This window comes from Lysobacter niastensis, from assembly GCF_031457115.1.
In the GTDB taxonomy this organism is placed as follows: Bacteria; Pseudomonadota; Gammaproteobacteria; order Xanthomonadales; family Xanthomonadaceae; genus Lysobacter_J; species Lysobacter_J niastensis_A.
Window position 1 is genome coordinate 1,592,766 of the sequence record NZ_JAVDVY010000001.1, and the last position, 26,543, is coordinate 1,619,308.

The window sequence follows — 26,543 nt, forward strand, 5'->3', positions numbered from 1 at the left end:
CACCCATGGCGCATCAGCATCACGACTACTCCAGGGGTTACGGCCCGGTCGGCCCGGCTCCGCAGGAACACAACGTCGTCTACACGACGCTGCATTACGACACCCCGTGGTCGTACGAGAATTACCTGAAGACCGGCGGCTACGCCGCGCTGCGCAAGATTCTCTCCGAGAAGATCGAGCCGGCGGCGGTGATCGACATGGTCAAGGCTTCGGGCCTGCGCGGCCGCGGCGGCGCGGGCTTCCCGACCGGCCTGAAGTGGAGCTTCATGCCCAAGGGCAGCGGCACACAGAAGTACATCCTGTGCAACTCGGACGAGTCCGAGCCGGGCACGGCCAAGGACCGCGACATCCTGCGCTTCAACCCGCATTCGGTGGTCGAGGGCATGGCGATCGCCTGCTACGCGACCGGTTCGACGGTGGCCTACAACTACCTGCGTGGCGAGTTCCATCATGAGCCGTTCGAGCATTTCGAGCAGGCGCTGAAGGAAGCCTATGAGCACGGCTGGCTGGGCAAGAACGTGCTCGGCAGCGGTGTCGATATCGACATCTACGGTGCGCTGGGCGCCGGCGCCTACATCTGCGGTGAAGAAACCGCGCTGATGGAGTCGCTGGAGGGCAAGAAGGGCCAGCCGCGCTACAAGCCGCCGTTCCCGGCCAATTTCGGCCTGTTCGGCAAGCCGACCACGATCAACAACACCGAGACCTACGCGTCGGTGCCGGCGATCATCCGCAATGGCGCCGAGTGGTTCCTCAACCTGGGCAAACCGAACAACGGCGGTCCGAAGGTGTTCTCGGTGTCCGGCCATGTCGCACGTCCGGGCAACTACGAGATCCGCCTGGGCACCTCGTTTGCCGACCTGCTGCAGATGGCCGGCGGCATGCGCGACGGCCGCAAGCTCAAGGCGGTGATCCCGGGCGGTTCCTCGATGCCGGTGCTGCCGGGCGAGGTCATGATGGGCCTGACGATGGACTATGACTCGATCCAGAAAGCCGGTTCCGGCCTGGGTTCGGGCGCGGTCATCGTCATGGACGAGACCGCATGCATGGTGCGCGCCTGCCAGCGCATCGCCCGTTTCTACTTCAAGGAAAGCTGCGGCCAGTGCACACCGTGCCGCGAAGGCACCGGCTGGATGTACCGCATGCTCACGCGCATCGTCGAGAAGCAGGCCACGCTGGACGACCTGCAGATGCTGCGCGCCGCGGCCGGCCAGATCGAAGGCCACACCATCTGCGCGTTCGGCGAAGCCGCCGCGTGGCCGGTGCAGGGCTTCCTGCGCCATTACTGGAACGAGTTCGAGTACGCGATCGTGAACAAGCGCTTCCTGGTCGACGACCAGCGCGACGGCGTCGTCGTCGAGAAGGTGGCCGCATGAGTGCGCAGCCGGTAAACCCGAACCTGCCTCCGGATCACGTCACCGTCTTCATCGACGGCGTCGAGATGGCCGCGCCCAAGGGCTCGATGATCATCCAGGCCGCCGACAAGGCCGGCATCCCGATCCCGCGTTTCTGCTACCACGACAAGCTTGCCATCGCGGCCAACTGCCGCATGTGCCTGGTCGAGGTCGAGAAGATGCCCAAGCCGGCGCCGGCCTGCGCCACGCCGGTCATGGACGGCATGAAGGTCACCACGCGCAGCGAGAAGGCGCTGAAGTCGCAGCGCAACGTGATGGAGTTCCTGCTGATCAACCATCCGCTCGACTGCCCAATCTGCGACCAGGGCGGCGAGTGCGAACTGCAGGACCTGTCGTTGGGCTACGGCCGGTCGGTCAGCCGTTTTGCCGAGCGCAAACGCGTGGTGCCGGACGAGGACATGGGCCCGCTGGTCGCCACCGAGATGACCCGCTGCATCCAGTGCACGCGCTGCGTGCGCTTCACGGCGGAAATCGCCGGCACCTACGAACTCGGCGGCATGTACCGCGGCGAGAACCTGCAGATCGGCACCTACGACGGCAAGCCGCTGACGACCGAGTTGTCCGGCAACGTCATCGACGTCTGCCCGGTCGGCGCGCTGACCAACAAGGTGTTCCAGTTCAAGGCGCGCCCCTGGGAACTGACCGCGCGCGAGTCGCTGGGTTACCACGACGCGCTGGGCAGCAACCTGTTCCTGCACGTGCGCCGCGGCGACGTGCTGCGCACCGTGCCGCGCGACAACGAAGCGGTCAACGAGTGCTGGCTGTCGGACCGCGACCGTTACTCGCACCAGGGCCTGTACGCGCAGGACCGCGCCGACGCGCCGTTGATCAAGGAGAACGGCGAGTGGCGCGAGGCGTCGTGGGACGAAGCGCTGGCCAAGGCCGCGAAGATCCTGCGCGACAACGGCGCCGACGCGCTCGGCGTGCTCGCCCATCCGGCGACCTCGAACGAGGAGGGCGTGCTGCTTGCGCGCCTGGCCGAGGCGCTGGGCACCGGCAACATCGACCATCGCATCGCCCAGCACGACCTGAGCGACGCCGCCACCGCCACGACCTTCGCGATGCCGGTCGCCGACATCGATCAGGCCGACGTGATCGTCATCGTCGGTTCCAACCTGCGTCACGAGCTGCCGCTGGTGCACCAGCGCGTGCGCAAGGCCTGGACCCGCGGCGCCAAGGTGCATGTCGTCAATCCGGTCGATTTCGACTTCACCTTCGACATCGCCGGCAAGCACATCGTCGCGCCGTCGCAGATTGCCGCCACGCTGGCTGATGCCGCGCTGACGGAGGCTGCGAAGGCGGGCACGCGCGCAGTTGTCATCGTCGGCGCGCTGGCCGAAAACGGTCCGCACGCCGCCGCGATCCGCAAGGCCGCGGCCGATTTTGCTGCCGCCACGGGCGCCGCGCTCAATCGCATCCCGCAGGGCGCCAACGCCGTCGGCCTGTCCGACTACGGCGTGCTGCCGACCGCGCGCGATGCGCAGTCGATGCTGGCCGATGCGCGCTCCGCCTACATTCTCTACGGCATCGAGCCGGGCATGGACTTCGCCGACACCGCGGTCGCGCTGAAGGCGCTCAATGCCGCGCAGGTCGTGGCGTTCAGCACCTTCGCCTGCCGCTCGACGCGTTCCGTCGCCGACGTGATCCTGCCAATCGGCCTGCTGCCTGAGATCGAAGCGACGCTGACCAATCTCGACGGCCGCCAGCAGCAGGCCGTCGCCGGTGGCAAGCTGCCGGGCCAGGCGCGTGCCGGCTGGCGCGTGCTGCGCGCGCTCGCGGGCGAACTGGGCGCCAAGGGCTTCGAGTTCACCGACCTGGCCGGCCTGCGCGCCGGCATGCAGATGCGCGAGACCCAGGTCGCCGCGGGCAAGGCGCCGGCGAATTCGGGCGAAGGCCTCGAGGTCGCCGCCAGCATCGCGATCTACCGCAGCGATGCGGTCGTGCGTCGCGCGCCCGCGCTGCAGGCGCATCCACTCAACGTCGAACCCAAGGCCACGCTGCATCCGCTCGATGCGGCCGCGCTCGGCCTGGCCGAAGGCGTGGTGGGCAAGTTCAGCACCCATGCGGGCACTGCAACGCTGCCGGTCGCTGTCAGCGACAAGGTCGCGCGCGGCACGGTTTGGGTCGAGTCCGGCCACGGCGCCACCGCGCCGCTCGGCGCCGGTCGCGTGCAGGCGGGGAGGGCATAAGCGATGTTTGATCCGTTCCGCGATTGGTTGCTGTCGTTCGGCAATGTCGGCGCCCTGGCCTGGATCATCCTGAAGATCCTGGTCATCGCCATGCCGGTGATCATCACCGTGGCGTTCTATGTGGTCTGGGAGCGCAAGCTCATCGGCTGGATGCACGTGCGCCACGGACCGATGTACGTGGGCCGCGGCATCCTCCAGGCCTTCGCCGACGTCTTCAAGCTGCTGTTCAAGGAAGTGATCCAGCCGACCCGGGCTGAGGCGTTCCTGTTCAAACTGGCGCCGCTGCTGACGCTTATTCCCGCCTTCGCCGCCTGGGCGGTGGTGCCGTTCGACGCCAAGCTCGTGCTGTCCAACGCCAACGCCGGTCTGCTGTACCTGCTGGCGATGACCTCTCTGGGCGTATACGGCATCATCCTGGCCGGCTGGGCCTCCAACTCGAAGTACGCCTTCCTCGGCGCGATGCGCGCCGCGGCGCAGGTGATTTCGTACGAAATCGCGATGGGTTTCGCGATGGTAGGCGTGATGCTCGGCGCGGGCAGCCTCAACCTCACCGACATCGTGATGGCGCAGGCCGGTAACGCCGGCGCGCTGGAATGGTTCTGGGTGCCGATGCTGCCGCTGTTCGTCGTCTACTTCATCTCGGGCGTGGCCGAAACCAACCGCGCGCCGTTCGACGTGGTCGAGGGCGAGTCGGAAATCGTGGCCGGCCACATGGTCGAGTATTCGGGTTCGGCGTTCGCGCTGTTCTTCCTGGCCGAATACGCGAACATGATCCTGATCAGCTTCCTGGTCTCGATCTTCTTCGTCGGCGGCTGGCTGAGCCCGTTCCACGGCCTGGGCATCCCGGTGCTGTCGGTCGACGGCTGGTGGTGGCTGCTGCTCAAGGTCTTCTTCTTCGCCAGCTGCTTCATCTGGTTCCGCGCCTCGTTCCCGCGCTACCGCTACGACCAGATCATGCGACTGGGCTGGAAGGTGTTCATTCCGATCACCATCGCCTGGATCTGCGTGGTCGCGTTGATGGCGTACTTCAAAATCTTCGAGCCCGGCGTGTAAGGGTCAACAGGCATGAATCGCATCGTTTCCTATTTCAAGAGCCTGCTGCTCATCGAGCTGGCGCAGGGCCTTGGGCTGACGCTCAAGTACCTGTTCAAGCCGAAGTACACGCTGATGTACCCGATGGAGAAGACGCCGCAGTCGCCGCGCTTCCGCGGCGTGCACGCGCTGCGCCGCTACCCGAACGGGGAAGAACGCTGCATCGCCTGCAAGCTGTGCGAAGCGGTGTGTCCGGCGCTGGCGATCACCATCGACTCGGAAAAGCGCGAAGACGGCACCCGCCGCACCACGCGCTACGACATCGACCTGTTCAAGTGCATCTTCTGCGGCTTCTGCGAGGAGTCCTGCCCGGTCGACTCGATCGTGGAGACGCACATCCATGAGTACCACTTCGACAAGCGCGGACAGAACATCGTGACCAAGCCGCAATTGCTGGCGATCGGCGACCGTCTCGAAGCCGAGATCGCCGAGCGTCGCGCCGCCGATGCCCCCTTCCGCTGAGGCCTGACGACATGGATCTCGCCCAGATTTCTTTCTTCGTCTTCGCTGCCGTCGCCACGGCCGCGGCCGTCGGCGTCATCAGCGTCAAGAACCCCGTGCATGCGGTGTTGTTGCTGGTGCTGACCTTCTTCTCGGTCGCCTGCACGTGGATCATCGCCGGCGCCGAGTTCCTCGGCGTGGCCCTGATCCTGGTCTACGTCGGCGCGGTGATGGTGCTGCTGCTGTTCGTGGTGATGATGCTCGACATCGACGTCGCCCCATTGCGCGAAGGCTACGTGCGCTATTTGCCGCTCGGCCTGGTGGTCGCGGTCGTGATGCTGGTCGAGATGCTGACGCTGATCGGCGTCAGGGCGAGCGTCGCCACGCCGCTGACGGGCGACCCGGCGCCCGGCGGCAACACCGCCTGGATCGCCCGCGCACTGTTCACCGATTTCATGCTGCCGTTCGAAGTGGCCGCCGTGATCCTGACGGTCGCCGTGATCGCCGCCGTGACGCTGACCCTGCGTCGCCGCGTCGGCGCCAAGCACCAGAACCCGTCGTGGCAGGCGCGCGTCCGCCCGGGAGACCGCCTGCGCATGATCAAGATGGACGCGGTCAAGCCGGTCGCGCCTGCGCCCGTCGAGACCCCTGCCGAGGAGGGCAAGCCGTGAGCGAGTTCTTTGGAACCGGCCTGGCCCTGGGCCATTACCTCACGCTGGGCGCGGTGCTGTTCTGCATCAGCGTTGCCGGCATTTTCCTCAACCGCAAGAACGTGATCTTGTTGCTGATGTCGCTGGAGCTGCTGCTGCTGGCGGTCAACATCAACTTCGTCGCGTTCTCGCGCCAGCTGGCCGATCCGGCCGGTCAGGTGTTCGTGTTCTTCATCCTGACCGTGGCCGCGGCCGAGGCTGCGATCGGTCTGGCCATCCTGGTCACGCTGTTCCGTAACAGGCGCACGATCAACGTCGCCGAAATCGACACGATGAAGGGCTGATCCGATGCCGGGCATGGAACACGTCATCTCCAAGACCGTCCTTCTGGCGATCGTGCTGGCCCCGTTGCTGGGCGCGATCATCGCCGGTCTTTTCCGCCGCCAGGTCGGCCGCGCCGGCGCCCATTGGGTGACCATCCTGGGCGTGGCCGCCAGCTTCGCGATGTCGGCCTACGTGCTGTGGCAGCTGGTCGGGCAGGGCGCCGCACCGTTCAACGAGAATGTCTACACCTGGTTCCAGGTCGGCGGCATCGAGGCCCATGTCGGCTTCATGATCGACAAGCTGACCGCGATGATGATGGTGGTCGTCACCTTCGTGTCGCTGCTGGTGCACATCTACACCATCGGCTACATGGAAGAAGACCCCGGTTACCAGCGCTTCTTCAGCTACATCTCGCTGTTCACCTTCTCGATGTTGATGCTCGTGATGAGCAACAACTTCCTGCAGTTGTTCTTCGGCTGGGAAGCGGTGGGCCTGGTCTCGTACCTGCTGATCGGTTTCTGGTTCAAGCGTCCGACCGCGGTGTTCGCCAACCTCAAGGCGTTCCTGGTCAATCGCGTCGGCGACTTCGGCTTCCTGCTCGGCATCGCCGGCGTACTGCTGGTGTTCGGTTCGCTCGACTACGCGACCGTGTTCGCCAACGCGCCGACCATCGCCGGGCTGACGTGGTCGATCATCAACGGCCACGAGTGGTCGGTCGCGACGGTGATCTGTATCTGCCTGTTCATCGGCGCCATGGGCAAGTCGGCGCAGGTGCCGCTGCACGTGTGGCTGCCGGACTCGATGGAAGGCCCGACCCCGATCTCGGCGCTGATCCACGCCGCGACGATGGTGACCGCGGGCATCTTCATGGTGGCGCGCATGTCGCCGCTGTTCGAGCTGTCGGAAACGGCGCTCAACTTCGTGCTGTTCATCGGCGCCACCACGGCGTTCTTCACCGGCCTGATCGGCATCGTCCAGAACGACATCAAGCGCGTGGTCGCGTATTCGACCCTGTCGCAGCTGGGCTACATGACCGTCGCACTGGGCGTGTCGGCCTACAGTGCAGGCGTCTACCACCTGATGACGCACGCCTTCTTCAAGGCGCTGCTGTTCCTGGGTGCCGGCTCGGTCATCATCGGCATGCACCACGAGCAGGACATGCGCCGCATGGGCGGCCTGAAAAAGTACATGCCCATCACCTACTGGACGATGCTCATCGGCACGCTGGCGCTGGTCGGCACACCGTTCTTCGCCGGCTTCTACTCGAAGGACACCATCATCGAGGCCGCCGCCGAGCACGCCCACGAGGCCCACAATTGGGTCGCCAGCTATGCCTACTGGGCGGTACTGCTGGGCGCGTTCGTGACCTCGTTCTACAGCTTCCGCCTGCTGTACCTGACCTTCCACGGCAAGGAGCGCTTCCACGATCCGGTGCCGGACCACTACGTGGCCCCGGAGGCGGACTCGACCGAACATGAGGAAGCGCTGTCGCACGAGCACGATGCGCACGATGTCCATGATCACGGCCACGGCCACGGTCATGACGACCACGCGCACACGCCGCACGAATCGCCGTGGGTGGTTACCGTGCCGCTGATCCTGCTGGCGATCCCGTCGATCCTGATCGGCTTCTTCACCGTCGGCCCGATGCTGTTCGGCACCGACATGCTGGGGCACGCCAAGCAGTTGCCGTACTTCCTGGGCTCGATCGACGTGGCGCCTGCGCACGACGTCATCGGCAAGCTCGCCGAGGAGTTCCACGGTCCGGTCGCGTTCGCGCTGCACGGGTTCCAGGCGCCGGCGTTCTGGCTGGCCCTCGCGGGCTTCGTGCTGGCCACGATCATGTACTGCTGGAAGCCGGATCTGCCGGACAAGGCGCGCAAGGCGCTGGCCTGGCCAGTGCGCGTGCTCGAGAACAAGTACGGTTTCGACAACCTGTGGATCGATGGCTTCGCCGGAGGCGGCCTGATCCTGGGCAAGGCCTCGCGCGCGATCGACACCCACGTGATCGACGGCGCCGCGGTCAACGGCAGCGCCCGCATCGTCGACTTCGTCGCCCACCTGACGCGCCGCGTGCAGTCCGGTTACCTCTACCACTATGCCTTCGCGATGATCCTCGGCCTGATCGTTCTTCTCGCCGCCCTCATCCGTTACTGGCACTAAACAAGGACCCGCGACGTGAGCCCCGAGCCCTTGCAGAACATGCAAAGCCCTTCCTTCCTGCTCAGCCTGCTGATCTGGCTGCCGATCCTGGGTGGTTTCGCCACCCTGGCGTTCGGCAATGCCCGAGCCAACGGCGCCCGCTGGTTCTCCACCGGCGTCGCGCTGGTGACCGTGGTGGCCAGCGTGCTGCTGCTGACCGGCTTCGACTTCGCCAACCCCGGCATGCAGTTCGTCGAAGACAAGATGTGGATCGCGGTGTACAACATCCGCTACCACCTCGGCGCCGACGGCATTTCGGTGTCGCTGATCGTGCTGACCACGCTGACCACGCTGCTGGCGATGATTGGCGCCTGGACCTCGATCGACAAGCGCGTCAGCCAATACTACGCAGCGTTCCTGATCCTCGAAGGCCTGATGGTGGGCGTGTTCTCCGCGCTCGACGTCATGCTGTTCTACGTGTTCTTCGAGGGCATGCTGATCCCGATGTTCCTCATCATCGGCGTCTGGGGCGGCCCGCGTCGCATCTACGCTGCGATCAAGTTCTTCCTCTACACCTTCCTCGGCTCGCTGTTCATGCTGGTCGGGTTGATCTACCTGTACCTGAAGGGCGGCAGCTGGCAGCTCAGCGACCTGTACGCGATGCCGCTGACGGCGACCGAGCAGATGTGGTTGTTCTTCGCCTTCCTGGTCTCCTTCGCGGTCAAGGTGCCGATGTTCCCGGTGCACACCTGGTTGCCGGATGCGCACGTGGAGGCGCCGACCGCCGGTTCGGTGATCCTGGCCGCGATCATGCTGAAGATCGGCGGGTACGGCTTCCTGCGCTTCGTCCTGCCGATCGTGCCTGACGCCGGTACCGAGTGGGCCTGGCTGGTGATCGCGCTGAGCCTGATCGCGGTGATCTACGTCGGCCTGGTCGCGCTCGCCCAGGACGACATGAAGAAGCTGATCGCGTACTCGTCGGTCTCGCACATGGGCTTCGTCACCCTGGGCACCTTCATCGCCTTCGGCCTGGTGCGCGACTTCGGAAACGGCGATGCCGCGCGCCTTGGCCTGCAGGGCGCGATGGTGCAGATGATCAGCCATGGCTTCATCTCGGGCGCGATGTTCTCCTGCGTCGGCGTGCTGTACGACCGCATGCACAGCCGCATGATCAAGGACTACGGCGGCGTCGCCAACGTGATGCCGTGGTTCGCGGCGCTGTTCGTGCTGTTCGCGATGGCCAACTCGGGCCTGCCGGGCACGTCGGGTTTCGTCGGCGAGTTCATGGTCATCCTGGCCAGCTTCCAGAAGCATCCGCTGATCGGCTTCGCTGCCGCCACCACGCTGATCGTCGGCGCCGCTTACACGCTGTGGCTGGTCAAGCGCGTGCTGTGGGGCGAAGTGGGCAACGCGCACGTCGCCGAGCTTGAGGACATCAACGCGCGCGAAGCCTTCGTGCTGGGCACGTTCGCCGCCGGCGTGCTGTTCCTGGGCATCTGGCCCAAGCCGCTGACGGATCTGATGGAACCGTCGATCGCGAATCTGGCGATGCAGATCGCCTCGTCGAAGCTTTGAGGTTGCACAGCATGATCATGCCCGTCCTCACCTCCGCGGACCTGATGCCGCTGCTCCCCGAGATCGTGGTGGTCCTCGGCGCGTTCGCGCTGCTGATGCTCGACCTGTTCGTCGACGAGCGCCGCCGTTTCCTCGTCCATGCCGGCGGCATCGCCGTGCTGGCCGTCGCCACCGTCATGATCGCCACGGGCGTGGGCGGGCAGGGCACGGTGCTCAACGGCATGTTCGTTCGCGACATCGCCGCCGACGTGATGAAGGTGGCCATCGGCGTCGTCAGCATGCTGTCGATGGTATATGCCTGGTCGTACCTGCGCGCCCGTGAGCTGTACAAGGGCGAGGTCGCGGTGCTGATGCTGTTCGCCACCGCCGGCATGATGCTGCTGGTGTCGGCCGGCAGCCTGGTGATGGTCTACCTGGGCCTGGAAATGCTGGCGCTGTCGTCCTACGCGCTGGTCGCGATCGACCGCGACGGGCCGGTCGCCTCCGAGGCGGCGATCAAGTACTTCGTGCTGGGTGCGCTGGCCTCGGGCCTGCTGCTGTACGGCATGTCGCTGGTCTATGGCGCCACCGGCTCGCTCGACCTGAACCGGATCGCGGAAGTAGCGCGTTCGTCCGACATGTCGCTGATGCTGATCACCGGCGTGGTGTTCATGATCGCCGGCATCGCGTTCAAGTTCGGCGCCGCGCCTTTCCACATGTGGCTGCCGGACGTCTACAGCGGCGCGCCCACCGCCATCACCATCTTCATCGGCGCCGCGCCGAGCCTGGCGTCGTTCGGCATGGCGTACCGCCTGCTCGAAGTGGCCGCCGGCCCGCTCAGCGACCAGTGGCGTGTCGCACTGGCCGCGATCGCGGTGATCTCGCTGGTGATCGGCAACCTCAGTGCGATGGTGCAGAGCAACCTCAAGCGACTGCTGGCGTATTCGACCGTGTCGCACGTGGGCTTCCTGTTCATGGGCCTGGCCGGTGGCGGCCCGCAGGGTTTCTCGGCGGCGATGTTTTATTCGATCAACTACGCCGTGACCACGGCCGCGGCATTCGGCGCGATCGTGGTGCTGTCGAGCCGCGGCTTCGAGGCGGACCGCGTCGACGACTTCAAGGGTCTTAACGCCCGCAGCCCGTGGCTGGCCGGCCTGGTGCTGTGCGTGATGGCGTCGCTGGCCGGCGTGCCGCCGTTCCTGGGCTTCTGGGCCAAGCTGGCGGTGCTTCGTGCGGCCCTGCAGGGCGACATGCTGTGGCTGGCCCTGGTCGGCGTCGTGTTCGCGGTGATTGGTGCGTTCTATTACCTGCGCGTGATCAAGGCCATGTATTTCGAGGAGCCCGAAGGCCACGTGCCGGCGGCACCGCAGGACCGCCCGCTGCGCGTGGTGTTCGGCGTCAACGCGCTGGCGCTGCTGGCCTTGGGCCTAGCCTGGAGTCCGATCATGGCGTGGTGCCAGAGGGCGTTCGCGGGCTGAAGTTTTTGTTAGAATCCGCGGCCCCTTCGATCGGTTTATGATCGATTTGATAAATCGGGGTTGCGGAAGTTTTAGTCGGCCGTTATGATGGTCGGCCTGATGCGGGGTGGAGCAGTCTGGCAGCTCGTCGGGCTCATAACCCGAAGGTCGCAGGTTCAAATCCTGCCCCCGCTACCATGTTTAGAAGTACGGCCCTACTGCTCAGCCGTACTGGTGTAAGAAAGTTGGACCCGTAGTGTGCGAGTTTGCTCCGGCATGTCACCGCCGAAGCACGCCCCCGCTACCAGCTTCGGCCTGAGCGAATAGCTCAGGGAAAAGCCTGAAATTCAGGCGTTTCCTGGCCAAAGGCTCGGGCTTGGTGATCGTGCTCTGCTCGCACGGTCACGCCGAAATCCAGTTGTACGGACAAGGGGCCCACCGGGCCCCTTGTTGTTTCTTGCGTCCGGAAAACCGGGTGCGTTGTAGGAAGCCTTTTTGGCAACACGTTTTTCTACTGCAGGCTTTTTAGCAGCAGGCTTGTTAGCAACACGCTTTCGGTCACCGTGTCGGGGCATCGGATCGCCAGATTCTGATCGTCGTTCGCATGGCGGTGGCATCGCGTGTTCGATATCGCAGGAGTCGTGCGTATGACGGACAAAGCAGTCGAAATCGCCAATCTGCTGACCCCGACGGTAGCGTCGCTGGGCGTGGAGTTGCTGGGCGCGGAATATCTTCCGGCGCCGGGCAGCGCGGTGCTGCGCCTGTACATCGACGTGCCGGCCGATGCCGGCGTCGGTGCCGACGGCACGCCGCGCTCGGTGACGATCGAAGATTGCGAGGCCGTGAGTCGCGAGGTGTCCGCGCAGCTCGATGTCGAGGACCCGATCAGCGGGCAGTACACGCTGGAAGTGTCCTCGCCGGGCATCGACCGTCCGTTGTTCACGCTCGAGCACTACGCGCGCTTCGTCGGCGAGAACGCGAAGGTCACCCTGAAGCTGCCGCAGGATGGCCGTCGCCGCCTGCACGGCCGGATCAATCGCGTCGACGCCGACAGCGTCGCTTTCGAGATCGAGGGCGCCGACGGCAAGCCGTTCGAGCTGCTCGTGGCGTTCGGCAACATCGACAAGGCGCGCCTGGTCCCGGACTGGGCCGCGCTGGGATTTGCCAAGCCCAAGCCGGGCAAAGACAAGTCTTCGAAGGCATCGCCTTCGAAGAGCAAGAAGTAAACCACCTAGTAACCACCAAGCAGCCCGGCGGCCACGAGCCGACCGTGCGGAGTCAAACGAATGAGCAAGGAACTTTTGCTGGTCGTGGATGCGGTCGCCAACGAGAAGGGCGTGCCGCGCGAAGTCATCTTCGAAGCCATCGAGGCTGCCCTCGCATCGGCCGCCAAGAAGCGCTATCACGACGAGGACGTGCTGGTGCGCGTTTCGATCGACCAGAAGGACGGTAGTTACGAGACCTTCCGTCGTATGGAAGTCGTCGCCGACGACGTCGTCATGGAGTCGCCCGACCGCCAGGTCCGCCTGATGGATGCGATCGACGAGGTCGAAGGCGTCGAGGTCGGCGACTACATCGAAGAACAGATCGAGAATCCCGAATTCGGCCGCATCGCCGCACAGGCTGCCAAGCAGGTGATCGTGCAGCGCGTGCGCGAGGCCGAGCGCCAGCAGGTCGTGGACGCGTGGAAGGATCGCGTCGGCGAGCTGGTGACGGGCGTGGTCAAGCGCGTGGAGCGCGGCAACATCTACGTCGACCTGGGCGGCAATGCCGAGGCGATCATCCCCAAGGACAAGGGCATCCCGCGCGACGTGCTGCGCGCCGGCGACCGCGTCCGCGGCTACCTGTTCGACGTGCGTTCCGAGCCGCGCGGCCCGCAGCTGTTCATCAGCCGCGCCGCCCCGGAATTCATGATGGAGCTATTCAAGCTGGAAGTGCCGGAAGTCGGCCAGGGCCTGGTCTCGATCAGGGCCTGCGCACGCGATCCGGGCGACCGCGCCAAGATCGCGGTGCTCGCCCACGACAATCGCACCGATCCGATCGGCGCCTGCATCGGCATGCGCGGTTCGCGCGTCCAGGCCGTGAGCAACGAGCTCAACGGCGAGCGTGTCGATATCGTGCTGTGGTCGGACAACCCGGCGCAGTTCGTCATCAACGCGATGGCGCCGGCCGAAGTGCAGTCGATCATCGTCGATGAAGAAAAGCATTCGATGGACCTGGCCGTGGCCGAGGACCGTCTGGCCCAGGCGATCGGCAAGGGCGGCCAGAACGTCCGCCTGGCCAGCCGCCTGTCGGGCTGGCAGCTCAACGTGATGACCCAGGACCAGGTCACCGCCAAGTCGGAGGCCGAGCAGACCACCGCGCGCCAGCTGTTCCAGGACAGGCTCGAGGTCGACGAGGAAATCGCCGGCATCCTGGTCTCGGAAGGCTTCAGCACGGTCGAGGAAATCGCCTACGTGCCGGTCGGCGAGCTGCTCGCCGTCGAGGGCTTCGACGAGGACATCGTCGAGGAGCTGCGTTCGCGAGCCCGCGACGCGCTGCTGAACGAGGCGCTGGCCGCCGAGGAAGAGCTCGACGAACACCAGCCGGCCGCCGACCTGCTCGAACTGGACGGCATGGACGAGGGCACCGCGTTCGCGCTGGCCGCGCGTGGCGTGGTCACCCGCGAGGACCTGGCCGACATGGCGACCGACGAGCTGACCGATATCGAGGGTATCGACGCCGAGCGCGCCGCCGCCCTGATCATGGAAGCCCGCAAGCACTGGTTCGAGTAAGCAACAAACCGTAGGGCGGGCCTCGGCCCGCCGATGCGGCGGGTTCAGGCCCGCCATTTGCAAAGTGCGGCGGGCCATGGCTCGCCCTACAATCGCCATCTTGGGATGCCCCTTGGTGGCCAAACGGAACCGGAAACCGAATGTCGCAGCAAACCACCATCCGCAAGCTGGCCGAACTGGTGAACACACCGGTCGAGAAGTTGCTGGAGCAGCTGGCCGAGGCCGGCATGAGCTTCAGCGGCCCCGACCAGGTCGTGACCAGCATCGAGAAAGTCAAGCTGCTCGGCTTCCTCAAGCGTGCCCACGGCAAGGCCGAACCGGCCGCCGAGGTAGGCGAAGCGCCTAAGAAGATCACGCTGAATCGAAGCCGCAAGCAGGAGCTCACCGTAGGTGGCGGCAAGAACCGCTCGACGGTGGACGTCGTCGTGCGCAAGAAGGTCACGCTGGTCAAGCCGGCCGAGGCGGGCTCGACCGACGAGCGCTCCGAGATACTGCGCAAGCTGGAGGAATCCAAGCAGCGCAACCTCGCCGAGCAGGAAAAGCTGGCCGCCGACGATCGTCGTCGCGCCGAAACGATCCAGGCGGCGCGCCGGGAAGCCGAAGAGGCCGCGCGCCTCAAGGCCGAAGAGGAAGCCAAGGCCAAGGCGGCCGATGCCAGCGTACTGGTCGCGGATGACGACGAGAAGGCGGTTCGCAAGCCGGCCACCACGCATGGCCACGGCCATCCGAAGCCGGCACCGGCACGCGCACCCGAGCCGGCGCGCGGCGCCCCGGCGCACAAGACCCGCGGCTCGCATGCGATGGTCACGACCGTCGAGGACGACGACCGCACCAACCGTTTCGCCGGCCAGATGCATCTGAGCGCGTCCGACCGTGCACGCCGTTCGACCAGTGCACGTGGCAAGCCCAAGCCGCGCCGTCAGTCCGAACAGGCCCGCTCCGGCAGCGGCTTTACCCGTCCGACCGCACCGATCGTGCGCGAAGTCGCCATCGGCGAAACCATCACCGTCGCCGACCTGGCGCAGAAGATGGCGCTCAAGGGCGGCGACGTGGTCAAGGCGCTGTTCAAGATGGGCGTGATGGCCACGATCAACCAGGCCATCGACTACGACACCGCCGCGCTGGTGACCGAAGAACTCGGCCACACCGTCGTCAAGGCCGGTGCCGAGACCGCGGAAGACGCACTGCTGGCCCACGTCGAAGAGACGCAGGGCGACAAGCTCGCGCGTCCGCCGGTGGTCACCATCATGGGTCACGTCGACCACGGCAAGACCTCGCTGCTGGATTACATCCGCCGCACCAAGGTCGCCTCTGGCGAAGCCGGCGGCATCACCCAGCACATCGGCGCCTACCACGTCGAAACGCCCAAGGGCGTCATCAGCTTCCTCGATACGCCGGGCCACTCCGCGTTCACGTCGATGCGTGCACGCGGCGCCAAGCTCACCGACATCGTGGTGCTGGTCGTGGCCGCCGACGACGGCGTCATGCCGCAGACGAAGGAAGCCATCCATCACGCGAAGGCGGCCGGCGTGCCGCTGATCGTGGCGATCAACAAGATCGACAAGTCCGACGCCGACCCGCTGCGGGTCAAGAACGAACTGCTCAGCGAGCAGGTCGTGGCCGAAGACTTCGGCGGCGAAACCCAGATGGTCGAGCTGTCGGCCAAGACCGGCGCCGGCGTGGACGATCTGCTCGACGCGATCTCGCTGCAGGCCGAAGTGCTCGAACTCAAAGCCGTACCGACCGGCCGCGCCACCGGCGTGGTCATCGAGTCCGCGCTCGACAAGGGCCGTGGCCCGGTGGCGACCGTGCTGGTCCAGCAGGGCGAGCTCAAGAAGGGCGACTTCCTGGTGTGCGGCATCCAGTACGGCCGCGTGCGTGCGCTGTTCGACGAAACCGGTTCGCAGGTCCCCAGCGCCGGCCCGTCGATCCCGGTGCAGGTGCTAGGCCTGTCGGGCGTGCCCGATGCCGGCGACGATTTCGTCGTCGTCGACGACGAGCGCCTGGCCAAGGACGTCGCCCAGCAGCGCGACACCAAGCGTCGCGAATCGCGCCTGGTCGCCGCTGCCGGCAACCGCATGGAAGACATCATGGCGCAGATGGGCAAGGGCGAGGGCCAGCTGAGCCTCAACCTGGTCATCAAGGCCGACGTGCAGGGTTCGGTCGAAGCGCTGCGCCAGTCGCTGACCGCGCTGTCCAACGACCAGATCCGCATCAACGTCATCACCTCGGGCGTGGGCGGCATCACCGAGTCCGACGCCAACGCCGCAGCCACCGCCAAGGCGACGGTCATCGGCTTCAATGTCCGTGCCGACGCATCGGCGCGCAGGGTGATCGAGGGCAACGGCGTCGACCTGCGCTACTTCTCGATCATCTATGACGTGATCGACCAGGTGAAGCAGGTGGCGTCGGGCATCCTGGGCGTGGAGATCCGCGAAGAGATCATCGGCACCGCCGAGGTTCGCGACGTGTTCCGCAGCTCCAAGTTCGGTGCGGTCGCCGGCTGCATGGTGGTCGAGGGCGTGGTCAAGCGTCACAAGCCGATCCGCGTGCTGCGCGACAACGCCGTCGTCTTCGAGGGCGAGCTGGAATCGCTGCGTCGCTTCAAGGAGAACGTCGACGAGGTCCGCAACGGTACCGAGTGCGGTATCGGCGTGAAGGCCTACAACGACGTCAAGCCGGGCGACCAGATCGAGTGCTTCGAGCGCATCGAAGTCCAGCGCACGCTGTAATCCGGTAAGACGAAATGCCGACCAAGTCGTTCCATCGCACTGACCGCGTTTCCGCCCAGCTCCGTCGCGAGCTGGGCACGCTGGTGCGCGAGGCCGTGCGCGAGCACGGCCTGCCTTCGGTCAGCGTGTCCGACGTCGAAGTGACGCGCGACCTGGCCCACGCCAAGGTGTTCGTCACCGCGCTGCAGGCCGAGCGCTCCAAGGAAGCCGTCAAGGCCCTCAAGGAGCTGTCGCGCGAGCTGCGCTTCCAGTTGGGCAAGGCGATGAAGCTGCGCCACGTGCCGGAGCTGCATTTCCATTACGACGATTCCGTCGACCGGGGAGAGCGCATCGACAATCTGCTGCGCGACAATCCGCCCGGCGAGGACACGCCGGACTGATCACAGGTTCCGGTAATGAAAGGCGGCGGTTTCGCCGCCTTTTTGTTGTCCAGATTTTGTTGTCCGGAACGATCGACACACAATGGCCAGATGAGCAAGAAACCCCGCACCGTGTTCCGCCCGCTGGACGGGCTGCTACTGCTAGACAAGCCGCTCGGGCTCAGCTCCAACCAGGCGCTGCAGCAGGCGCGGCATCTGTTCCGCGCCGAGAAGGCTGGCCATACCGGCAGCCTGGATCCGCTCGCCACCGGGCTTTTGCCGATCTGTTTCGGCGAGGCGACCAAGATCGCCGGCCTGCTGCTCGGTTCGCGCAAGGCCTACGAGACCATGGCGATCCTCGGCGTCACCACCGATACCGACGACGCTGACGGCGCGACCTTGCTCGAGCGGCCGGTGCCCTCACTGGACGACGCCGACATCGAGACCGCGCTGGCGCCGCTGCGCGGGCCGATCCGCCAGCGCGCTCCGATCTATTCCGCACTCAAGCAGGGCGGGGAGCCGCTCTACGCCCGCGCTCGCCGCGGCGAAACCATCGAGGCGCCGGTGCGCGAGGTCCAGGTGCATCAGTTGGAGTTGCTCGAGCGCGAGGGCTCGCACCTGCGGCTTCACGTCGAGTGCGGTTCGGGCACCTATGTGCGTAGCCTGGTCCGGGACCTGGGTGAGACGCTGGGCTGCGGCGCCCATGTCGCCACGCTGCGGCGGCTGTGGGTCGATCCGTTCGCGACTCCGCGCATGTACACGCTGGACGAATTACGTGCCATCGCGGAGCGGGGTGAGACTGCGCTGGATGCCTGCCTGCTCCCGATTGAGGACGGTCTGTCCGGGTACGAGCGGGTGGTCCTGGACGAGGACGGTGAACGCCGCCTGGGTTTCGGCCAGACCGTGCCCTGCGGGGGCGGGGCGGATGGATTGGTGGTGGCGTTCGGCGCATCCGGGCGTTGCCTGGGGCTGGGCCAACGCAACGACGGGCGGTTGTCGCCGCAGCGTCTGTTCCGCTGGGCGGGCCAGCCGGTGGTCGGTGTGCCGCATTCAGGCGACCACGCATAGTGCGACGCCGTTCCCGATGATGGGCTAACGCCTTGTCTGGACAGGGTTCGGCCGCTACAATTCGCGGGCTTTTCCAAGCACTCTCGGCACCGACAGGTGCCATTCCTTCAAGCAAACGGCGGGCCAGGCGGTGCGTCGGCGCGGAGATGACGCGACCGATCCGCTTCTGCAGGCCCCGCATCTAAGAGGCAATACGATGTCCATCGACACCAGCAAGATCATCGAAGAAAACAAGCGCGGCGCCGCCGACACCGGTTCGCCGGAAGTCCAGGTCGCCCTGCTGACCGCTCGCATCGAGCAGCTGACCGGCCACTTCAAGGTCCACAAGCAGGATCACCACAGCCGTCGCGGCCTGCTGCAGATGGTCAACCGTCGCCGCAGCCTGCTCGACTACCTCAAGCGCAAGGACAACGAGCGCTACAAGGCCCTGATCGAGAAACTCGGTCTGCGTCGCTAAGCGAAACACCCACCGCGGCGCAGTGATGCGCCGCGGTTCGTTTTTGAGCTGCACACGAAACACAGGCCACCCCCACGGCCAACCCGGACAAGGCAAGGGCTTTGACCGGAACGCACCGAACCGATAGGAAACCACCGTGGCAAAAATTACCAAGACCTTCCAGTACGGCAACCACACCGTAACGCTGGAGACCGGCGAGATCGCTCGCCAGGCCAGCGGCGCCGTCATCGTCAAGATGGACGACACCGTACTGCTGGTGACCGCCGTTGCCGCCAAGAGCGCGCGTGAAGGGCAGGACTTCTTCCCGCTGACGGTCGACTACCAGGAGAAGTTCTACGCCGGCGGCCGCATCCCGGGTGGCTTCTTCAAGCGCGAAGGCCGTGCGACCGAGAAGGAAACGCTGATCTCGCGCCTGATCGATCGCCCGATCCGTCCTCTGTTCCCCGAGGACTACAAGAACGAAGTCCAGATCATCGCCACGGTGATGTCGCTGAACCCGGAAATCGACGGTGACATCCCGGCGCTGATCGGCGCGTCCGCCGCGCTCGCGCTGGCCGGCACCCCGTTCCAGGGCCCGATCGGCGCCGCCAAGGTCGGTTACAAGAACGGCCAGTACCTGCTGAACCCGACCGCCGCCGAGCTGGCCGACTCCGATCTGGAGCTGGTCGTCGCCGGTACCGCCAATGCGGTGCTGATGGTCGAGTCCGAAGCCGAGATGCTGTCCGAGGAAGTGATGCTCGGCGCCGTGATGTTCGGCCATCGCGAGATGCAGAAGGTGATCAACGCGATCAACGAGCTGACCGTCGAAGCCGGCACCAAGCCGTCCGAATGGCAGGCCCCGGCCAAGAACGAGGCGATGATCGCCGCGCTGAAGGAAACCATCGGCGGCCAGCTGGCCGACGCCTTCAAGGTGCGCGACAAGCTGCAGCGCCGCGACGCCATCGGCGCGATCAAGAAGGACACGATGCAGGCCCTGGCCGGTCGCGCCGAAGCCGACGGCTGGAACGCCGGCGAGATGGCCAAGGAATTCGGCGAGCTCGAATACCAGACCATGCGCGGCTCGGTGCTGGACACCAAGGTCCGCATCGACGGCCGTGCGCTCGACACCGTGCGTCCGATCAGCTCCAAGGTCAGCGTGCTGCCGCGCACCCACGGCTCCTCGCTGTTCACCCGCGGCGAGACGCAGGCGATTGTCGTGGCGACGCTGGGCACCGCCCGCGACGGCCAGATCATCGACGCCGTCTCCGGCGAGTACAAGGAACACTTCCTGTTCCACTACAACTTCCCCCCGTTCTCGGTCGGTGAAGCCGGCCGCATGATGGGCCCGAAGCGTCGCGAAATCGGCCATGGCCGCCTCGCCAAGCGCGGCGTGCTCGCCGTCATGCCGACGGTCGAGGAGTTCCCGTACACGATCCGCGTGGTCTCGGAGATCACCGAGTCGAACGGCTCCTCGTCGATGGCGTCGGTCTGCGGTTCCTCGCTGGCGCTGATGGACGCGGGCGTGCCGATCAAGGCACCGGTCGCCGGCATCGCGATGGGCCTGGTGAAGGAAGGCGACAACTTCGTCGTGCTGAGCGACATCCTGGGCGACGAGGATCACCTCGGCGACATGGACTTCAAGGTCGCCGGTACTTCCGAAGGCGTGACCGCCCTGCAGATGGACATCAAGATCCAGGGCATCACCGAGGAAATCATGAAGACCGCGCTGGCCCAGGCCAAGGCCGGTCGCCTGCACATCCTCGGCGAGATGGCGCATGCCCTCACGACCCCGCGCAGCGAGCTGAGCGAGTACGCCCCGCGCCTGCTGACGATGAAGATCCACCCGGACAAGATCCGCGAAGTGATCGGCAAGGGTGGCTCGACCATCCAGGCCATCACCAAGGAGACCGGCACGCAGATCGACATCCAGGACGACGGCACCATCGTCATCGCCTCGGTGAACGCCGCTGCCGCCCAGGCCGCCAAGTCGCGCATCGAGCAGATCACCTCGGACGTCGAGCCGGGCCGCATCTACGAAGGCAAGGTCGCCAAGATCATGGACTTCGGTGCGTTCGTCACGATCCTGCCGGGCAAGGACGGCCTGGTGCACGTCTCGCAGATCTCCAGCGAGCGCGTGGAGAAGGTCTCCGACAAGCTCAAGGAAGGCGACACCGTGAAGGTCAAGGTGCTGGAAGTCGACAAGCAGGGCCGCATCCGCCTGTCGATGAAGGCCGTCGAGGAAGGCGAGGGCGTGCCGGCCGAATAAGCCGCTGCCTCATGCTTCAAGCGACACGGAAAAGCGGGCCTCGGCCCGCTTTTTCTTTGTCCACGTGTGCCTCCAATCGCCAGCCACGCATGGAAGGTGATGCGCGAAGTCTTACAACAGCGCGTCCGCCAGGAATTCCCGGCCGCTTCGAAGCGGCATGCGCGCGCCGACGGCCGCCGCCATCAGCGGCGTGATCGCCGCGACCGCATCGTCCGCAGCCGCCGGAGCAGCGGTGGTTTCCGGGATCGCCTCCAGCTTCGCATGCTCACGACAGACCGCTTCCCACTGTTCCTGCAGGCAACGCAGGCTGGCATGGGTCGATCGGGCGATTTCCGCGCGGGCGTGGAGTGAATCGTCCCCAGTGCGCTGGGCTTGCTCCATGGCGCGCTGGAGGGCACTGGCCACCTGGCCCTCTCCCGACAACGGCAAGGCGACGAAGTACGCGGATACGGCACGCAGGAAGGGATACGCGTCGGAACCGAACATGTCGGCCAGCAACAGGCGCGTGTGCGCGAGTACTGCGGTGCGCTCGCTGGCTTCTTCAGGGCTCCGCAGGAGCAGGGTTTGCGCGATGTCCCGGACCGGCTCGCCCGCGACTATCGCCCGACGGACCATGTCGAACATCCCGACGTAGTCCGAATGCACCGCTTCGAGTGTCGTGAACACCGCCGCGACTTCACGTTCCATCGGTCCGGACCGGCCGGTGGCCATTCCATTGGTCCTTGCGAGCAGTTCGACGACGCTATCGAGCATGACGGGCCTGCGCGGTGGTGGTGTTGATCCACTAAAGCAAGCGCGGCGTGATGGCGGCGTGGGGGCGGCCCGCAGTTATCTGAACATTTCAGCGTTGGCGAACTTCGATCAACCGGCTGGTGGAACCGATTCGTCCTTGCGTTGGAACCGCAGGGTCGTCGTGGTGCCTCTTCCATGACTCGAGGCGATGTCCAGCTGCCATCCCAGGTGCTCGCACAGCCGCGAAATCAGGTCCAGGCCGATGCCGCTGCCGCCGCGATCACCGCCACCGCGGGCGACGCGCGCGTAGATGGCGCTGATTTCCTCTGGTGTCATGCCGTGTCCCGGATCGTCGATCACCACGGTCGCCGGATTTTCCAGGCGAACCGTTATTTCGCCACGATCGCTGTGCTCGATCGCGTTGCGCAGGAGGTTTCCGACGGCGGCCTGCACGATCGGCAGCGGCGCGACGATCTCTATGGCCGGCATCGGCGCCAGGGTGACGGTCAGGTCCTTGTCGCGGGTGAGGTAACGATGGTCCTCGACGATCTCCGGGAGCAACTGGTCGAGCGCCACGTGGTCGCTGCTGCGAGCCAGTCGCGCGGGGTCGCGAGCGAGCACCAACAGCAGCGAGATCAGATGCTCGACGTCACGGGCGGTGCGGCGGATGCGCATCAGCTGGCCGCGCGTCGCGGCGGGCATCTCGTGTTGCAACGCGATCTCGCTGGCGCCGGCGATCACCGCGATCGGCGTGCGCAACTCGTGGCTGGCGCTGTCGATGAACACGCGTTCGCGCTCGACGTAGCGGTCGTTGCGCTGCAGGTAATCGTTGAGCGCATCGGCGATGACCACCAGTTCGGCGCTGGCCGTGTCGGGCACTTCGATGCGCTGTCCCGACTGGTCCGGTTGCAGCCCGGCGATCTTGTGGGCCATGTTGCTGAGCGGACGCACCAGTCGGTTCACGCTCCAGGCGATGGCCAGGCCGAGCAGCACGATCAGCGTGATCGCCGAGCCGATCACGGTCAGCCCCATGTCGAATTCGCGCTGCTCCAGGTCGGTGATGTCCAGCGCCAGCATCAGCGGCCGGCCTTCGGCCTGGCGCACCAGCACGACACGCTCGACGCCGTCGACCATGACGTCGTCGTATACGCCGGGTTTCAGGCCGCGCAGCGCCGGGGGCAGGGTGTCGGGCCGGTGGCCGTCGTAGAAAGCGATGTTCCGGGTGTCGACCCAGCGAAAGTTCGGGTCCTCGCGCTGTCGTTCCAGCAGGTGGTCGAGTTCGGAATCGAGCAGGGTCTGCCAGACCAGCTGTTCGGCATGTTCGTTGACGATGAACCCATGCAGGATCACCGCGATCGACAGCACCACCACGTAGCCGATCAGGCCGAGCAGGATGCGCCGGCGCAGGCCGGATCTAGTCGCTGCCATCGGCGGTCGCCTCCCGATCGTCGGTGTCGGTGTCGGTGACGTTGGCCAGCCGATAGCCCACGCGGGGCAACGTGTGTATCAGCTTCACCGGGAACGGGCCATCGACGCTTCGGCGCAGTTCGTAGACATGCGAGCGCAGCATGTCGCCGTCGGGCGGACTATCGCCCCACAGCGCATGTTCCAGGCGCTCGCGGGTGACCGCGGCAGGGCTCGATTGCATCAGCACCTCCAGCAGCTTGCGGCAAGCCGGGTAGAGATGCAGCGTGCGGCCGCCGCGGGTGGCCTCCAGCGTGGTGAGGTCGAGCCTGAGGTCGGCCACCTGCAACAGTTTGCTGCGTCCGCGTCCGCTGGCGCGGGTGACCAGCGCTTCCAGCCGCACCTCGAGTTCGGGCAGGTCGAAAGGCTTGGTGAGGTAGTCGTCGGCGCCGGCGCGAAAGCCGGCGATCTTGTCGGGCAGTTCATCGCGGGCGGTCAGCATCAGCACGGGCACGTCGGCGCCGGAATCGCGAAGACGACTGAGTACTTCGCGTCCGTCCATCCGCGGCAGCATCCAGTCCAGCACGATCGCGTCGTAATGCTGGGTGACAGCCAGGTGCAGGCCCGTGGGGCCATCGGGTGCGGCGTCGAGGACGTGGCCGCGCGCCTCGAAATAATCGAACAGGTTCGCGACCAGGCTGCGGTTGTCCTCCACTACCAGCACGCGCATCGACGATGGCCCCTCATCCGGAAACAGGTGATGCGCGAACGCGCAGCCATTCAGTTTCGATGCGCATGCGTCGGAAACCGGTCGGAACGATGCGGCGATATTCCCGCGACGAGGGCGCATCGGCAAGGCTCCGGCCCGGAACGGCGCAAACATGAACGCCGAGCCGCAGTGTGCCGCCGATGGCGAGCGTCTTAACGGGCATCGAAGGCCGTTCCTACCGGTCTCCGACACGACGGACCCGATCATCGCCCGGCCCGATATGCAGCCGATGCCCCGCGACCGCCGATGACCAGCCCCCCCTCGATGAAAAGCAGTGCCAGGAGTGGCAGCACATGGTGGCTCACGCCGAATCTGTTCCCAGCCGATAGCGCCAGCGGTTTCCCCGAGACCAGCCCGCGTCAGCCCGTTCGTCATGACACTCGCTTCTTCGTGCTCCATGCCTGGTTGCCGCTGGCGGCGTTCGCGGTGCTGGCCTTCGCCTCGATGGCCCTGCACGGCGACCAGTGGCTGGCCGACCGGCTGTACGCATGGCAGGGCCATCGCTGGTCGCTGCGCCACGCTTTCCTGACCGAGGACGTGATCCACTTGCTGGGGCGCGATCTGAGCACGATGGCGTGGCTGGGCGTGCTGGCGGCGTGGATCGTCGCGCGCTCGCGGGACAGCCTCACGGCGCTGCGCAGGCCGCTGGCCTACCTGGCGCTCGCGACGCTGCTGTCCACGGCGCTGGTGGCCTGGGTCAAGACCTGGTCGAACATGGATTGCCCCTGGGACCTGCTGGGCTACGGCGGCGAGCGTCCCTACATCGGCCTGTTCGCGATGCGTCCGATCGGCCTCTCGCGCGGCGCCTGCTTCCCGGCCGGCCATTCGAGCGGCGGCTATGCCTGGCTGGCCCTGTATTTCTTCCTGCTGGTCGTGCGTCCGCAATGGCGTTGGCTGGGCCTGGTTGTCGGTGGCGGGCTGGGCCTGCTGTTCGGCATTTCGCAGCAGCTGCGTGGCGCGCATTTCCTGTCGCACGACGTCTGGACCGCGGGCATCTGCTGGGCGACCGCGTTGTTGGCCTATCTGCTGTTCCTGCGCAGGGCCGCCTCAGCATGAGCACGATCGTACGCAGCCGCCCCGCCGGCATCGCTTCTGTGTGGCCGGCGTTGCGCCGGTTGGCGGACTTCAGGCCGGAAATGACCGTGGAGAGGCTGGCGCTGATCGCGGCCGGGTTCTTCACGTTGTTCTGCAACGGCGCGTTCTTCCGGGCGGTATCCGGGACGGGCGCGTTGCACGGACATTGGTCCACTGCTGTCAGCCTGGTGGCCATGGTGGGGTCGCTCAATGTTCTGCTGCTGTGCCTGCTGCTCAATCGCTGGACGGCCAAGCCGCTGCTGATCGCGCTGCTGCTGGTGACCTCGGTCGCGGCGCACTTCATGAGCCAGTACACCGTGTACCTGGATGCGGACATGATCCGCAACATCCTGCACACCGACGGAAAGGAATCGGGCGAACTGGTTTCGGCCGGCATGCTGCCTTCGCTGCTGACCCTGGGCGTGCTGCCGTCGCTGATGGTGTGGCGCGTGCGTCTTCGCCATCGCGCGATGGGCCGTGCCGTGATGGTGCGCGGCGCCTGGGTGCTGCTCGCGGTGATGGTCGCCAGCGGTGCTGCGCTGGGGTCGTTCCAGAACCTGTCGGCGCTGATGCGCAACCATCGCGAACTGCGCCACCTCGTCACGCCCGGCAACTACCTGGTATCGCTGGGCCGCGTGCTGGCCGACGACCAGGCCGGCAAGCATCGTCCGCGCACGCCGCTGGGCATCAATGCGCATATCGCCGGGCGTCCGATGGAGGCCAGGCCTCGCCTGCTGGTGCTGGTGGTGGGCGAAACCGTGCGCGCGCAAAACTGGGGCCTCAACGGCTACGCGCGCCAGACCACGCCCGAGCTCAGCCGGCTGGCGCCGATCAACTTCACGCAGGTCAGCTCCTGCGGCTCGGCCACCGAGGTGTCGGTGCCGTGCATGTTCTCGCCGTGGGGCCGCGCGCACTACGACAAGGACCGGGTCAAGCATTCCGAATCGCTGCTGCACGTGCTCGAGCACGCCGGCATCCACACGCTGTGGCGCGACAACCAGACCGGTTGCAAAGGGGTCTGCGACGGCCTCGCATTCGAGTCCTTCGAGCACGCCAGTGTGCCGAAGGTATGCGATGCGGAAGGCTGCATGGATGAGGTGATGCTGCAGGGCCTGGCCGGCGCGGTCGATCGCCGCAACGGCGACGTCGTGGTCGTGCTGCATCAGCTCGGCAACCACGGTCCGGCCTACTACAAGCGCTATCCGACGCACCTGCGCCGCTTCACACCGGTCTGCGAAACCTCCGAACTGGGCGATTGCAGCCAACAGCAGATCGTCAACGCCTACGACAACGCCGTGTTGCACACCGACGAGTTCCTGGCGAGCACGATCCGCATGCTGGCCGCGCAGACCGATCGCGATACCGCACTGATCTACCTGTCGGACCACGGCGAATCGCTCGGCGAGAACGGCCTCTACCTGCATGGCGTGCCCTATGCCATCGCGCCGGAAACACAGACCCGCGTGCCGATGGTGATGTGGCTGTCCTCAGGGTTTGCGGCGTCGCGCGGCATCGACATGCAATGCATGAAGCGCGAAGCCCAGGCGCCGGCCAGCCAGGACAACCTGTTCCATTCGGTGTTGGGGCTGATGCAGGTCAGCACGCCGGAGTACGACGGGCAGCGCGACCTGTTCCGTGCCTGCTCGTCCGCCGCGGGTTGAACCGAAG

General features: G+C 66.0%; 20 protein-coding genes, 1 tRNA gene and 3 pseudogenes. 20 read left to right on the forward strand and 4 right to left on the reverse strand.

Annotation, left to right across the window (positions count from 1 at the left end; all coding sequences use genetic code 11):
* The first annotated feature begins 5 nt into the window (after positions 1-5).
* The 18 genes and pseudogenes from nuoF to pnp all read left to right on the forward strand — a co-directional run bounded on the left by nuoF (position 6) and on the right by pnp (position 20,896).
* Entirely contained in the window at positions 6-1,373 is a 1,368-nt protein-coding gene (gene nuoF, locus J2X06_RS07275) for an NADH-quinone oxidoreductase subunit NuoF (protein WP_310060218.1), read from the forward strand.
* Positions 1,370-3,601 carry an NADH-quinone oxidoreductase subunit NuoG gene (gene nuoG, locus J2X06_RS07280; RefSeq protein ID WP_310060222.1) on the forward strand — a complete coding sequence of 744 codons (2,232 nt, stop codon included), beginning with the start codon at positions 1,370-1,372 and terminating at the stop codon, positions 3,599-3,601. The genes nuoF and nuoG overlap by 4 nt, the downstream gene beginning before the upstream one ends.
* 3 nt (positions 3,602-3,604) lie before the next feature.
* Positions 3,605-4,654, forward strand: coding sequence for an NADH-quinone oxidoreductase subunit NuoH (gene nuoH / locus J2X06_RS07285; protein WP_310060224.1), 1,050 nt, complete (start codon positions 3,605-3,607; stop codon positions 4,652-4,654).
* Between the two features lie 12 nt (positions 4,655-4,666).
* The gene (gene nuoI, locus J2X06_RS07290) at positions 4,667-5,155 is read left to right on the forward strand and encodes an NADH-quinone oxidoreductase subunit NuoI (RefSeq protein WP_310060227.1); all 489 of its coding nucleotides are present in this window, start codon (positions 4,667-4,669) and stop codon (positions 5,153-5,155) included.
* Between the two features lie 11 nt (positions 5,156-5,166).
* Positions 5,167-5,805 (forward strand): NADH-quinone oxidoreductase subunit J, encoded by a 639-nt coding sequence (locus tag J2X06_RS07295; protein WP_310060229.1) that lies wholly within the window; start codon positions 5,167-5,169, stop codon positions 5,803-5,805.
* 20 nt (positions 5,806-5,825) lie between these two features.
* A complete protein-coding gene (nuoK, locus tag J2X06_RS07300) occupies positions 5,826-6,128 on the forward strand; it encodes an NADH-quinone oxidoreductase subunit NuoK (RefSeq protein WP_430539546.1) in 303 nt (100 codons plus the stop codon).
* 13 nt (positions 6,129-6,141) lie between these two features.
* A complete protein-coding gene (nuoL, locus tag J2X06_RS07305) occupies positions 6,142-8,271 on the forward strand; it encodes an NADH-quinone oxidoreductase subunit L (protein WP_310060234.1) in 2,130 nt (709 codons plus the stop codon).
* Positions 8,272-8,310: 39 nt separating this feature from the next.
* Positions 8,311-9,825: an NADH-quinone oxidoreductase subunit M gene (locus tag J2X06_RS07310; RefSeq protein WP_310061316.1), complete on the forward strand. Its 1,515-nt coding sequence runs from the start codon at positions 8,311-8,313 to the stop codon at positions 9,823-9,825.
* A gap of 11 nt (positions 9,826-9,836) precedes the next feature.
* The gene (nuoN, locus tag J2X06_RS07315) at positions 9,837-11,282 is read left to right on the forward strand and encodes an NADH-quinone oxidoreductase subunit NuoN (RefSeq protein WP_310060238.1); all 1,446 of its coding nucleotides are present in this window, start codon (positions 9,837-9,839) and stop codon (positions 11,280-11,282) included.
* Between the two features lie 100 nt (positions 11,283-11,382).
* A tRNA-Met gene (locus J2X06_RS07320) sits at positions 11,383-11,459 on the forward strand.
* 449 nt (positions 11,460-11,908) lie between these two features.
* Positions 11,909-12,551, forward strand: a pseudogene (rimP, locus tag J2X06_RS07325) (ribosome maturation factor RimP).
* On the forward strand, positions 12,548-14,035 hold the full coding sequence (gene nusA, locus J2X06_RS07330; RefSeq protein WP_310060245.1) for a transcription termination factor NusA: 1,488 nt from the start codon (positions 12,548-12,550) through the stop codon (positions 14,033-14,035). Before rimP ends, nusA begins: the two are co-directional and overlap by 4 nt.
* Before the next feature lie 140 nt (positions 14,036-14,175).
* A pseudogene (locus J2X06_RS18025) lies at positions 14,176-14,709 on the forward strand (translation initiation factor IF-2); the annotation flags it as partial.
* Between the two features lie 57 nt (positions 14,710-14,766).
* Positions 14,767-16,767, forward strand: a pseudogene (gene infB / locus J2X06_RS07335) (translation initiation factor IF-2); the annotation flags it as partial.
* A gap of 14 nt (positions 16,768-16,781) precedes the next feature.
* Positions 16,782-17,147 carry a 30S ribosome-binding factor RbfA gene (gene rbfA / locus J2X06_RS07340; RefSeq protein WP_310060249.1) on the forward strand — a complete coding sequence of 122 codons (366 nt, stop codon included), beginning with the start codon at positions 16,782-16,784 and terminating at the stop codon, positions 17,145-17,147.
* A 90-nt stretch (positions 17,148-17,237) separates the two neighbouring features.
* On the forward strand, positions 17,238-18,194 hold the full coding sequence (gene truB / locus J2X06_RS07345) for a tRNA pseudouridine(55) synthase TruB (RefSeq protein WP_310060251.1): 957 nt from the start codon (positions 17,238-17,240) through the stop codon (positions 18,192-18,194).
* A gap of 196 nt (positions 18,195-18,390) precedes the next feature.
* Positions 18,391-18,651, forward strand: a complete 261-nt coding sequence (gene rpsO / locus J2X06_RS07350; RefSeq protein WP_310060255.1) for a 30S ribosomal protein S15 — start codon at positions 18,391-18,393, stop codon at positions 18,649-18,651.
* A 136-nt stretch (positions 18,652-18,787) separates the two neighbouring features.
* On the forward strand, positions 18,788-20,896 hold the full coding sequence (gene pnp, locus J2X06_RS07355) for a polyribonucleotide nucleotidyltransferase (RefSeq protein WP_310060258.1): 2,109 nt from the start codon (positions 18,788-18,790) through the stop codon (positions 20,894-20,896).
* A gap of 111 nt (positions 20,897-21,007) precedes the next feature.
* On the opposite strand, the gene J2X06_RS07360 is transcribed toward pnp, so the two are convergent.
* From J2X06_RS07360 to J2X06_RS07375, 4 genes are all read right to left on the reverse strand, one after another.
* Complete coding sequence (locus J2X06_RS07360; protein WP_310060260.1) at positions 21,008-21,607, reverse strand: hypothetical protein; 600 nt, start codon at positions 21,605-21,607, stop codon at positions 21,008-21,010.
* A 150-nt stretch (positions 21,608-21,757) separates the two neighbouring features.
* Complete coding sequence (locus tag J2X06_RS07365; RefSeq protein ID WP_310060263.1) at positions 21,758-23,056, reverse strand: sensor histidine kinase; 1,299 nt, start codon at positions 23,054-23,056, stop codon at positions 21,758-21,760.
* Positions 23,043-23,762 carry a response regulator transcription factor gene (locus J2X06_RS07370; protein WP_310060265.1) on the reverse strand — a complete coding sequence of 240 codons (720 nt, stop codon included), beginning with the start codon at positions 23,760-23,762 and terminating at the stop codon, positions 23,043-23,045. Before J2X06_RS07370 ends, J2X06_RS07365 begins: the two co-directional genes overlap by 14 nt.
* Before the next feature lie 13 nt (positions 23,763-23,775).
* Positions 23,776-23,964 carry a hypothetical protein gene (locus J2X06_RS07375; RefSeq protein ID WP_310060267.1) on the reverse strand — a complete coding sequence of 63 codons (189 nt, stop codon included), beginning with the start codon at positions 23,962-23,964 and terminating at the stop codon, positions 23,776-23,778.
* A gap of 83 nt (positions 23,965-24,047) precedes the next feature.
* Between J2X06_RS07375 and J2X06_RS07380 the strand changes: the two genes are divergently transcribed.
* Both J2X06_RS07380 and J2X06_RS07385 read left to right on the forward strand, forming a co-directional pair.
* On the forward strand, positions 24,048-24,857 hold the full coding sequence (locus J2X06_RS07380; protein ID WP_310060270.1) for a phosphatase PAP2 family protein: 810 nt from the start codon (positions 24,048-24,050) through the stop codon (positions 24,855-24,857).
* Positions 24,854-26,536: a phosphoethanolamine transferase gene (locus J2X06_RS07385; protein ID WP_310060272.1), complete on the forward strand. Its 1,683-nt coding sequence runs from the start codon at positions 24,854-24,856 to the stop codon at positions 26,534-26,536. The genes J2X06_RS07380 and J2X06_RS07385 overlap by 4 nt, the downstream gene beginning before the upstream one ends.
* Positions 26,537-26,543 lie beyond the last annotated feature (7 nt).